At 61.5% G+C, this 12,134-nt stretch carries 7 protein-coding genes; 4 read left to right on the top strand and 3 right to left on the bottom strand.

Annotated elements, in window-relative coordinates; genetic code table 11:
* Window positions 1-2 precede the first annotated feature (2 nt).
* From Q0974_RS13115 to Q0974_RS13105, 3 genes are all read right to left on the bottom strand, one after another.
* Entirely contained in the window at window positions 3-3,080 is a 3,078-nt protein-coding gene (locus tag Q0974_RS13115) for a CHAT domain-containing protein (RefSeq protein WP_299328321.1), read from the bottom strand.
* 132 nt (window positions 3,081-3,212) lie between these two features.
* Window positions 3,213-5,798 carry a glycosyltransferase family 4 protein gene (locus tag Q0974_RS13110; protein ID WP_299328318.1) on the bottom strand — a complete coding sequence of 862 codons (2,586 nt, stop codon included), beginning with the start codon at window positions 5,796-5,798 and terminating at the stop codon, window positions 3,213-3,215.
* Window positions 5,799-5,842: 44 nt separating this feature from the next.
* Complete coding sequence (locus Q0974_RS13105; RefSeq protein ID WP_299328315.1) at window positions 5,843-6,808, bottom strand: methyltransferase domain-containing protein; 966 nt, start codon at window positions 6,806-6,808, stop codon at window positions 5,843-5,845.
* Between the two features lie 220 nt (window positions 6,809-7,028).
* Here Q0974_RS13105 and Q0974_RS13100 point away from each other — a divergent pair, with 220 nt between their 5' ends.
* The 4 genes from Q0974_RS13100 to Q0974_RS13085 are packed head-to-tail and all read left to right on the top strand — an operon-like array spanning window position 7,029 to window position 12,102.
* Window positions 7,029-7,967, top strand: a complete 939-nt coding sequence (locus tag Q0974_RS13100; RefSeq protein ID WP_299328312.1) for an NAD-dependent epimerase/dehydratase family protein — start codon at window positions 7,029-7,031, stop codon at window positions 7,965-7,967.
* Between the two features lie 39 nt (window positions 7,968-8,006).
* A complete protein-coding gene (locus tag Q0974_RS13095; protein ID WP_299328310.1) occupies window positions 8,007-9,146 on the top strand; it encodes a glycosyltransferase in 1,140 nt (379 codons plus the stop codon).
* Window positions 9,143-9,961: a hypothetical protein gene (locus Q0974_RS13090; protein ID WP_299328307.1), complete on the top strand. Its 819-nt coding sequence runs from the start codon at window positions 9,143-9,145 to the stop codon at window positions 9,959-9,961. The genes Q0974_RS13095 and Q0974_RS13090 overlap by 4 nt, the downstream gene beginning before the upstream one ends.
* Window positions 9,913-12,102 carry a glycosyltransferase gene (locus tag Q0974_RS13085; protein WP_299328305.1) on the top strand — a complete coding sequence of 730 codons (2,190 nt, stop codon included), beginning with the start codon at window positions 9,913-9,915 and terminating at the stop codon, window positions 12,100-12,102. The genes Q0974_RS13090 and Q0974_RS13085 overlap by 49 nt, the downstream gene beginning before the upstream one ends.
* Window positions 12,103-12,134 lie beyond the last annotated feature (32 nt).

The following is a 12,134-nucleotide window of genomic DNA, read 5'->3' as shown; positions in this document are numbered from 1 at the left end:
GCTCATTCGGCGCTGACCACATCCTGCGCGCCATCGCCGACGATCGCGAAGCCCGACCAATAATAGGGATGCGAGGTCGATGGTTCGTCCATCAGTTCGCGTTGCGCGGCGAGCATGGCCGAGCCGACCGACGTGCCCTGCTGGGCTTCGAACAGGCCCGTGATCAGCCGCTCGGTGGCCGCGAAATCGTCGGGTGCGGGCCAATGGCTGGCGATAACGGTCCGGCTGCCTGCGCCGACAAAGGCGCGGACAAGGCCGTCGAGCGCAGACGTGCCGCCGGTGACGCCTGCCGCTTCGGTAACGGTCGAACCGGCCGCGCTGGCCGTATCACAGGCGGAGAGGATAACGAGATCGGCGTCGAGCTTGAGATCGAAAATCTCGCCGAATTCGAGCAGCCCGTCCGATTCCTCGCTGCTGCCGAACGAGGTCACGAGCGAGGGGCGGGGCGGGCAATCGGCGCGCGGCTGCGTGACGAGACCGTGCGTGGCGAAATGCAGAATCCGGAAATCGCTGAGATCGGCGCGCTCAATGATCGCGGTATCGGTGAAATCCTGCCCTGTCAGAAGCGTGGACTGGCCGGGGCCGATCAGCTGTCTGGCGCTGAACAATTCATTGGCCGAGATCGGCGCACGCCAGAGCGCCAGCGGCCAGCCGCAGCGCGGATCGATCGGGCCGCTGCTGAAACTCGCGCGCTGCAGACGGGCGGTCGGCGCGGCATTCTCGCCCATGCCCAGATATTGCCGCGACGCGCCCGATGGCGGCAGGTTGCGCACATCGCGGAACCCGCGCGCGGAGAGCGCCGTGCTGATCGCCCGGTCACGCCCGAACCAGGCGATGCCCGAGAAATCGAACGGATCGTCGCCCAGCTCATCGACGCGTTGTTCATAAGCCGCGACACCGGCCTCGTCCGCGATGAGCAGATTGAGCGGCAGCCGCAGCATCGCGCCATCCGGTTCGAAGATCAGATGGTCGACGCCCGCCACGCGGTCGGACACCGGCCCGACCAGATCGACGAAAAGCTGATAGGCGAGCCGGACATCGAACGGATAGGTGAGGCGGACGCCATCCTCGACGGTGGATATCGTCTCGCGCAATCCAGTCACGCGCTGGTCCAGCGTGTCGGCATCGATACCGGCGCGATAGGCCGTCGCCGATTCCCGCGTCGCGAAGACGGCATATACTTGCCCCGCAACTTCGTTGAGCTTGAGATAGGCCTCACCGGGCTCCAGCGCCGCCTGCAGGTCCGCGAGGCTCATCGCTTCGGTCGAAACCGCCTGATAGCGCGGAAAGCTGGAGAGCGCGGCCTGGGTTGCCGCCTGTTCCGCGGTCAGCTCCTCAAGCTCCGTTTCCAGCGCGGCGATGCGGAGATCGGCGCCCTCATCGGGGTCTTCGGCGGCGCGGAGGCGGCCGAGCTCGATGCGCGCGCTTTCGATGGCACGTGTCAGCGTGACGGATTGCCGGAAGAGGCGGGCGGCTTCGTCATTGCCGTTGCTCAGCTCGCGCGCGAGCACGGCCTGGGTGTTGGCGACGCCGGGCCGGACCAAAGTTTCGCTGGCGAGAAAGAAATTCACCACGGAGGACGGATCGGAGTCCATACGATCCAGCAAAAGCGCGAAATAGGGCGCCAACTGGTTTTCGAGGCTCGTGCGCGGTGTCGCACGATCGCGGCTTTCGGCTACCACCTCGGCGAATAGTGCGAGCGCCGTTTCGGTCTGTCCGTTGCGCGCGAGAAAAGCGGCGAGCCGCGCCTTGGCCGCGCTTGTCGCAATGGCCAGCGGATATTGGGCATCCAGCAGGTCAAGCGCCTGGCGTAGCCGCGCTTCGGCGGACCCCATATTGCCCTGCGCTTCTGCAATGCTCGCAAGTTCGGTCAGCGCCTGGGCGCGCAACCGGGCCGTGGATCGCACCCGGCCATCGCGCACCGAGGCGACAGCGTCCAGCGAACTGGTGAGCGCTTGGGTAGCGGTCGCAAAGTCGCCGCGCATCCGCATGATGGAGCCGCGCAGTTGCTGGGCCTGCGCATCCAGAATGATCGTGCGTTCGGCAACGGTCAGCCGTTCGCTTTCCTCGCCGCCGAGCTGGCGCGCGAATTCCGAACCGCTGTTGATTTGCTGCGATGTTGATTCGCTGATCGTTGCGGCGGTGCCGTCGTCCGCCGGCGTCATCAAGGCGCTAAGACCCTGATCGAGGATCGCCAGCGCCTCTTCGGACCGCTGCTGGTTCAACAGATGGAGAACCTGGAAATTGCGGCGCAGGCGCAGCTGGGTGGGGCTGGCGCTCGGGATCGCGAGTGCCCGCGCATAGGTCGCATCGGCAGTTTCGAACGCACCGAGATTGGATTGCTGCAGCGCCTGATTGATCAGATATTCGCCGGCGCGTTCGGCTGCTTCCGGTCCGCCCTCTTCGGCATTGCGCCGCAACAGCGTTTCGAAAAATTCGGCCGCTTCGGCATAGTCGCCGCTATTGTTGCGCCGATAGCCTTCGGCGAGCGCCTGGTCGGAATCGAGCGTACCGGCCTGCACCCGCGCAAAGGCGGCGGCGTCGCCCATCCCCGTGGTCGCGATGGTCAGCGTGCCGGGGAGGATCTGATCCGCGACGATGCTTCTGAGGCCGAGCCGCAGCGCGGAATCATAGCCGGCCAGGCCTTCCGCGATATAGACGGTGTCGCTGCCATCGTGCCGATAGACGGTATAGCCGACCGGCACGTTCGCCAGCGTGCAATCCTGCCGCCGCGCGGTGCCGATCGTTTCGAGACTGTCAGAGGTTTCGCCGGATTCGCAAGCGACGCGCTGTGCGCGCAACTGGGCAAGGCGCGCCACAGGGTCGGTGCTCGTGCGCAGCGCATAGATATGGCCGACGGGTTCGGTGGCATCTCTGCAGACGATCGCATAGGCGCGGTCGAACATCGTCGCGAGTGAGGGGTCGGTAAGGCGGGACTGGACGCGGCACAACAGGCCGGTTCCCGACCCCAGCCGGAAACTATCCTCGAGACTGGGCCTCAGTTCCTGGGCATGAAGCTGAGCCGGCGCCGTGATCGCGGCGACCGCCCAAAGACTGCCCCAAAGGCCTGACCAACGCATATTTCCCTCCGCACTTCATCATGCTGGCTGTCGGTCTTAGCGCCTATTCAGCCGGGCAAATTATGCGACCGATCACACCTATAGCGACACCGCACCGCGAATCCAGCGTCACACCGCCCGGCTGCAGCGAGACTAGCGGCCGGTTCGGCGCAAGCGCGCGACCAGAGATGGACGCGATTCGGGCAGACGACGCAGCGGGGGCAGGGGCGGCGTTTCGCGTTTACCGCCAATCAGAGCCAGCATCTCTTCGAAGTCGCCGTTCCAGAAGATCGGGCTGCGCGCGCTGAGGAAATAGATACCCTCTTCGATCCGCTGCGCGAGTATCGAGGCGAACCGTTCATGCCCGTTCCGGACGAATTCGATCCTGAGACGCAGGCGATCGCTATCCTCGAGCAGCGCCAGCAGTTCCACGCTGTCGCGCGTAAACGCGCCGCGCTGCCCGAATGCCCCGTCTTCGCATATTGGAACGCCGTTCGCGCGGATCGTAAGCGTGCCCTCATGCAAAATGGCGAAATCCAGCCGCGCCGCTTCGCGATCGAAACCGAGTAGCACATGATGACGATTGGGCGGTGGATCGGACACGCGACCCATCTTCTCGGCATTGGTCAGCCAGGCAGTCTCGCCGTCTTCGCGATGGGCTTGGCCGAGAATGATGCGCCCGGCATTGCCCGGCGCGCGCGCGGCTTCGGGTTTGTGCAGCAAGAGTTTTTTGGTGGCCAGTGATCCCGCATCGACCAGCGCTTTTTGCGCCAGATAGGCGCTATTGCCGCTCTGTTCGGTGATATCGGAAAAATCCCCACGATGATCGAACACTATCTCGGGCAGGACGAGGAAATCGTGGCCTGTCAGCGCCCCGCGGGTCACATATTCTTGGATCGTGCCTTTTGGTACACGATAGGTTTCGAACTCTCCCCATTTGAGGAAAGTCGAGCGGCGGCCGGCGATCAGTTCGACGCCATAGGCAGCGCCGGTGAGCGCCTGGCTCGCCGGATCGGCGCCGAGCGGCGCGAAAATTGTGTCGGGCTCGCCGCGCTCGGTATCGGCCGTGAACTCGAAGACACTGGTGAACAGCGAGTCTGGTGCGGCCGCGCAAGCCGTGCGCAGTGCGTCCTCGAAGCCGGATTTGCCGAGCACGGCGTCTGCCGACTGCATCACCAGGATGTCATCCTGCGATATCTGTAGCGCATTATTGAAGCATGCGCCTGCAGATGCACCGATTGCTTCGTTGATCGTAATGAAATCGGCCTTGAGCTCGACCAGTTCCTGTCTGACGGATTCAGGGACTACAGCTGCCGAATAGATCAGGACAGAGTCGGTGTCCTGCGTATCAAGTGCCTGCTCTATAGCTTGGTCGAGCGCTTCGACATTGGCCGCATGGATGACGAGCGCGATGGTCTCGCGCTTGCTCGGGGCCGCGATGGCGGGGGCGAGCGATGCGGCGCCTTTGGCGGCGACATGGCGATGAAAACCGTACCAGGTTTCAAGATTGGCATCATTGTCGAAAGCCGGACGTGCGACGACCTGCCCGTCTTCCAGCGCGCCTTTCAATCGCAGCGCGAGGGCTTCGATATCGGGCGGCACAAGCGTGGCATCATGATCTACAGGGTCGATCAGTTCGGGCGTGCCGCCGACCGCGGTGGCCACGAACGGAATTTTGTGCACAAGCGCCTCGTAAACGGCCATCGTCGAATTCTCGATCAGCGAGGGCATCGCCGCGATCATATCGCGCGAACACATAAGGCTCAGCGCTTCGGGCTGATTGAGATCGGTGACGATATCGGCCGGAAACGGCCAGTGCTGCGCGTGCTCCTTGATGAAATCGAGCGGCTGCATGCCTTGCTGGTTGGCCAGCGGTTCGCCCGGTTTACCGAGAAAGGTCACGCGGTCGATCTCGACGCCTTGCGCAACCAGCATGTCGAGTGCGAGGACGAACAGGTCCAGCCCCTTGCGCGGTTCGAGACGCCCGAAAAAGACGAGCTCGCGGGTCTCGACCGTGTAGCCGAAATCGCGTTCTGGCCGCTGGTCCTCGACCTGTACTTCGGAGAAATCGATTATGTTGGGCTGCACATAGGTGCGCCCCTCGGGCAGGCGATAGCCGATATGATCCATGAAGCTGAGGAGATGTGCGCTGCCGCCGACTACCATATCCGCCCATTCGACGCATTTCTGCTCGGCGAAGCTCGCAATCAGCAGGTCGACATTGTCGATCGGCTGCATCTGATAATGGCGGTTCCAGATATAGGGCGAGGATGTCTTGGTGACGAAGAGGGTGTCTTGGAAGGCGAGGCCCATCCGCTTCGCCTGCAACGCATAAAAGACGCCGCCGCGCCATTCGGAGCTGTGCACCACGTCGAACCGCTCACTATCGCGCAGCCAGCGGTAGAAGGAGAGCCAGCGCGCCTGCCATTTCGCGCTCGCACCCGCCAGCGGTTCACCGAGATCGGGCAGGGGCACGAAGGCGATGCCATATTGGGCGTAGAACGTGACCCAATGGTCGGCCGTTTCATTCTCCACTTCCTGGCCCTTCAGATAGCAGACCGTGACGTCATGCCCCTCCGCGGCCAGCCCGCGCGCCAGATGATAATAGGTCGATGCGATCCCGCCATTGCGCACCGGCCCGACGATTTCCTCGGTCGCGATCAGAACGCGCAACTTGCCCGGCGCATCGCTCTGATAGGCGTCGAGCGATGGAAAGGCCCGAACTCCAAAATGGTCCATTTGCATGCGAGCTGCCTAGTCTGCGATGCGGCTGAATGGCAATGTCATACCGGCTTGCGCAGAACGAGCGAAATCTTGGTCGCGCCAATTTCCGCTTCGGACATTTCGGACCAGGGCGGGATCAGCTTTTCCTTCGTTTCCAACGGTATCGTCCCTGCCTTGCGCCGATCCACTAGGACTTCGAAACCTACATTCTCGAGTGCAGTACGATGCTCGGAAGCCCGTAATCTGTTGACATTGGGTGGTCCGATTTCCTCGGTGAGGAAACTCCACGGGTCGAATTCGACGCCACCGCCATAGGACCGATGATCCACCAGATCGACAAAGTGAAACTGGATACCCCCGGGCTTGGTCTTGCGGAACAACCAATCATAGACCTGCTCATGATCCATGACATGTTCGAGGACGGCAAAAGAGACCGCGAGAGCGAGTTCCTCGTCTTCGACATCCAGATTCACGATATCGTCGAGCCGATAGACCACCTTCCCTGTAAGCGCCGCTAGCCCGGCTTCGAAATCCCGGTCGATAAATGGCTGTAGGTCCAACTCTATCAGGCGCCGCCTGAACTCTGCGAGGTCTCCATCCGGCCGCAGATAGTTGTGCGGGAAGCCGCGCATGTTGGCCAATATCTCGTACATCGAGAAGGCGGAATAGGCCGGAACATGTATGGGAAAGAGATCGCAGGCGATCGCCCGGTCGAAACCGTTGAGATAGTGCGCGGTCGCGAGTCCCAGCGGATCATGCCCGCCGCACCCGAAATCCAGAAAGGCGCCTTGCGGGATTTCGATGCCTTTAAGGTTCTCGTTGATCGATCGGAGCTTCCGCGTCAGCTTCTCGATGCCATGTTTGCCACGGGTTTGATGTTCAAGAATGCGCGCGGCGTACCGAAAATGATTGAGCTTCACGCGGCGGTGAATATTTGAGTCCGCCAGCGCGCCTGCCTGCGACAGGAAAAAGTCGAGTGCCTGTTCTGGTTTTCCGTTGTCGAGCAATGCGCAAAATTCTTCCAAAAAATCTGGTTCGGAAAAATCCGGTTTTGGTGATGTATCTTTTACGGGTGGTGGCGCGCCGATTTTGAGGAGAGACTTGGCCTTGGAGAGCATGAACCCGTTCCTCTGGCGATGACGGAATAACGCGATGGCTTTTGCCAAGTCGCTGGCCTATCTGCCGCTACCGGCAAAAACAATGATTGCCTAAATCACAACCGACGAGAAGTGGAGAAATATCTCTATGACCAATATGCGTGTCGCGATCACCGGCGGTGCGGGTTTTGTCGGCAGCAACCTGATCGCTCGGCTTGCGGAGTTGGGCGGGTACGATGTGGTTGTGCTCGACAATGAGGTGCTCGGATCGCGAGAAGCGATTGCCGATTGTGACGTCACATTTGTATCGGGCGATATCCGCGATCCGGAAACGGTCGAAAACGTGCTCGAAGGCGTTGATGCGGTCGTACATCTCGCGGCAGATACGCGGGTTATTCCAAGCATTTCCGAGCCGAAGTTCAATTTCGATGTGAATGTCGGCGGCAGTCTCGTTGTCCTAGAAGCGATGCGGCGTCTGGGTGTAAACAAGATCGTCAACGCATCTACCGGTGGGGCAATCATCGGCGAGGCCGAACCGCCGGTTCACGAAGCGATGGTGCCCGCGCCATTATCGCCCTACGGCGCATCGAAACTGGCGGTCGAAGGCTATTGTTCGGCCTATGTCGCGAGCTACGGGATCAAGGCAACATCGCTGCGCTTTTCCAATGTGTACGGCCCCCGATCCTGGCACAAGGGCAGCGTTATCGCGCTCTTTATCAAGCAGATACTGCGCGGCGAAACGCTGAAGGTTTATGGCGATGGCAGTCAAACCCGAGATTATGTGCATGCGCGCGATCTGGCTGATGGGATCATCGCGGCGCTGCAATCCGACGCGACCGGCCCCATTCAGCTCGGAACCGGTATCGGGACACCGCTCAACGCGATCATCGACATGCTGCGCGACATCAGCCGGCAGGATATTGCTGTCGAGCATCAGCCGTTCCGAACCGGCGAGATCGTCCATACCTGGTGCGATATCGGACATGCGCGCGATACGCTGGGTTATGCTGCCCGGATTGACCTTCAGGACGGGCTGGAGGAAACGTGGCGCTGGTTTGTCGACAATCGCGACCGCCTCTCGCTCTAACTTGTTTCCGCCGCCGCTTTTCCGCACAGTCGAGCCATCGTGACGCATATCGCCTTTTTCGAACCGTCCTGGGTTGCGCATGATGCGCGTGATTGGGAAATCCGGGGCAGCTATAAATATCCGAGCCTGTTGGGCGATCTGCGCGAGCGCGCCGCGATCACGGTGCTGATGCGCGATCTGCCACCCGAAAGCGATCCGCATCGGCAGAGGCTTACGGCCGACTATGGCGTATCTTTCGCCAAGCTGGATACCGCGGACGATGCAGGCCAGAATGCGGCGGCGGTGCTCGCAGAGGACTATGCGGCAGCGGTTGCCGAACATGCGCCGGATATCGTCAGTACGCTCAACGGGCGAATGATCGGCCATAATTTCGCGCTTGCCAGAGCCGCCCATCATGCGGGTTGCGACTATGTCTATCGCATAGCCGGCAACGATATCGCGACGCAGACAGCCGTACATGAGGCGGCCGGAAGGCCGATGCAGGGCACGGCATTTCTCGCCAATCTCGCTGCGCAGGAACGCTATGCAATCGAAGTCGCGCGTACGGTGATCGTGATGGGCGGGACGGAAAGAGCGCGTATTGCCGAGATTGCGAGCAATCCGGACAAGATAGACATCTGCCGGCGGGGCGTGGATCGCGGGCATTTTTCGCCGTCCGAGGGCGATCCGGACCGCTGCGAGAAAGTCCTCTTCGTTGGCCGGAATAGCGCGGAGAAGGGCATCGATCTGATCGAAGCGGCGGCGGACCTGCTCGCGGATAAGCGGCCTGACGTCACGTTCACCATCGCTGGCGATTTTGCGGAACGCGAGGTGGGCAATCGCCGCTACCTCGGTTTTCACGATTATGCCGCGCTTCCCAATCTCTATCGCGATCACCATGCGCTGCTGCTGCCCGCGCGATCCGAGGGATTTCCGCAGGTCGTGATGGAGGCGATGACGAGCGGGTTGCCGGCCATATTGTCCCGCGCGCTCTTCGCGGAGGATTTCGGCGCGGCGGACGGCGTTGCACTGATCGATTATGATCCGCGCGCAATCGCCGACACGATAATCGACTGGCATGACGATTCGGCTGCCTTTGCGGCGCGCCGTGAGCAGGCTCTTGCTTTCGCCGCCACGCATTTCGATGCCGCTCGGAACAGCGCGCTCTATCACCGCGCTTTGCTCGGAGAGGGCGCATGAGCGGTTCAATCGCCCGGCGCTACTGGTTCGCGGACAACACCGCGCTGACCGCCATTCGAAACGCGGAAGACCCGTCTGAATGGGAGTGCGGGGCATTGCCGGTCGCGATATTCTGTCTCGACGACGACATCCATGAAGCGATGCGTGACATTCTTGAGCCGGACGAGGATGTGCAGCTCGTTGATGCGCGCAATCCCGCAACACTATCGGACGTCCTTTCGACCGCACTTGGCCGGGAAACGGCGCGTCATCTGCAATTCGCCTTCCATGCGATCGAGGATTTCGGGCCAACGCTCGGTCTGCTGTGCGAGCGACTCGAAAATGCAGACAGCAAGATAGTGCAGACTGACCTGCTCGCCATCGGCCCCTTCGATACGCAATTGGCGGCGGACTTGCCGGAAAGGTGCTGGATACCGGCGCAACTGCTGCGTGATGCACTGGCTGGTGAGACATATGCTGACGTTTCGGTGCTGAAAACGACCATTGCCGACTTCATCGCAGCAGGCGATTCCGTCGAAACTAGGCTGATCGCCGGTGGCGTCTATTTGAACGCAAATGAAGTTCCGGTGCTGACCGAGGCGGAGAACGAAGCGGCGCTGTGGCGCGCTCGGACGGCGGCGGCATGGGCGGAAATCGACCGGCTGCAAAGCGAGAAGCGTGTGCGGGCAGAGCGCGAACAGGCGCTCGCGGCGCGGCATGAACGCGATCTGGCGCGCCAGGCCGAGCGCAGCCGGCAGGAGATCGACCGGCTGCATCGCGCGGCGGGATGGCCGGGGCGCTGGCGGGCGCGGTTCGCGCGCCTGTTCGGCAGATAGCCGTGCGCCGCTTTCCGCTACCGCCCGATGGTCCGCTCGTCGCGGCGATCGCTGCGAGCCAGCACGGTTTTTGGCGCGATGTCATTGCTGTGTGGCGCGATATTTTCCGCGCGGATGATCATGATCGACTCGCGGCGGCCTGTGTCGCAGAAGCAGCGCTTCATCTCGGTCATCGCGGTTTGGCCGATCATATGCTGGCGCAGCTCGATCCCGTGCCGGATTTTTTAGTTTCGCTGGCCCAAGAAAATTCCAGATCGGCGGCCACTGGATCGCTGGACAATTATGATGGTGACATGGCTCGAGATGTTGCTGCCTTCCGCTCTGACCATCCGATGGGCGATCTGGTTCCCGAGGGCCTTCGGATCGAAGCCGAGCAACCAGCCGGTCGATCGTCGCCGTTCAGCAGGCTTTTCGCCTCGTCCGCGAAGAAGACGCAGGCCGCAGTCGAGACGTTTCGAGACCGGAAGGATATCGCCGGTTTGCGTGACTATACGTCTGAACTCGTCGATCGGGAGGCGTCCCCGGCCCATTTACATTGGGCGATTGTGGGCATGCACAAGCTCGGTGTCGGGACCGGAGACCCGCTATTCGATAGTGCCATGCACCTATTTGCTGCGCAGCATTTGCCGCAGCACGATCGGGCGATTGCGGATGCACGCCTCGCAAGAGCGCTTGGCTATCCGGGTTTTGCGCGGCTCATTTTTCGGCAAGCCTTGACGCAAACGCGGCACGCGAAGGCGCGCGGAGCTATCCGTCGCCGTCTCGCGAGCTTGGCCGCTGAACGCGGGCGCTGGCTTGATGATAGCAACATTCTGTCGACGGCGGATTTCACCATACCGGTGCCGGGTCGCGCGACGTTGCTGGATTATGCGCGTAATCGCAGTGAGGTCATGCCAGCACTCGCCGAACCCGCCGAGCTGGCGTTCGACTGGTTGTTCGAAAGTGGACTGGACGATGTGCAACATTATGCGACGGACAACCGCTTGCTAATGGTCGGTAACACGCTTGCATGTGGCGGGATGGAGCGGATGATGGCGCGGGCCTATCGGCACTTCAGCGATAGCGACGATTTTGATCATGTTGACCTTGCGCTTCTCAACTATGCCGATGGCGCGTCGTCCGCCTTTTATGCGGAGGAGGCGGGCGTCAGCGCCGGCGATATCGTTTTACTCGGGCCGGATGGCGGCGCGGATTTGCCATGCGCATTACTACCGCCAAGCTGGGATGTCCGGGCCCAAAAGCTCTACGCGTATATCCGGGATAGCCGACCCCGCGTCATCCATGCCTGGAACGATCTGACAGGTTTGCTTGCCGCCTATGCGGGTCTGGCCGCCGGCACGCCAAAGATATTCGTGCATTTCCATCATATGCCGGCTGTGCCCTGTTCGGGCCGGGCGGAGCCGATTGCCTCCTATCCTCGTGTCTATCGGAGGCTGCTCGAACGGCCGGAAATCAACATTCTGTTTTGCGCCAACGCCGCCGCCACTGCCTACGCGCAATGGTGGCAAGTCAAGGCCGACCAGCGGTTCCGGACACTGTATAACGGTTTTGAGTGGCCCGGTGCGACCAAGGATAAAGCGGCAGCGCGAACAGCTGCTGGCATCAACCCGGAGGCCTCGATCATCGGCACGGTCATGCGCTTTTCGCCGGTCAAACAGCCGCTGCTATGGGCGGAAGCGGCGATTGCACTCGCCGCAAAAGCTCCGCAAACGCAGTTCCTGATGGTGGGCGATGGCCCGCTGCGCGCCGATGTCGCTCGGCACTTCGCCAATGCAGGGCTGGAGCGACGGCTGCATATGCCGGGCCAAGTCGACAATGTGGCCGACTATCTTGCAGCGATGGATGTGTTCTGGCTGACTTCGGAAAGCGAGGGCTTGCCGAATGTGTTGATAGAAGCGCAAATGATGAAGGTGCCGGTGGTGACTTTCGATGTCGGTGGCGCCGGCGAAACCATACAGCCCGATATATCTGGGCTGCTTGTGGCTCCGGACGATTGCCGCGAAATAGCGCAGGTCAGCCGCGAGTTGCTTGCAGATACTGATCGCCTTGCGCGGATGGCCGAAGCGGCGGCAAAACATGCAAAGACCAAGTTTTCGGCGGAGAGATTTTTCCGCGAACTTGCGGAGGATTACACGCGTTGAAAATTCTTTCCGACAAAGCATCACCCGGCTCG

The sequence above is a fragment of the Parasphingopyxis sp. genome, assembly GCF_028279465.1.
Lineage (GTDB): Bacteria > Pseudomonadota > Alphaproteobacteria > Sphingomonadales > Sphingomonadaceae > Parasphingopyxis.
This window is presented reverse-complemented; position numbering and strand designations above follow the sequence as displayed.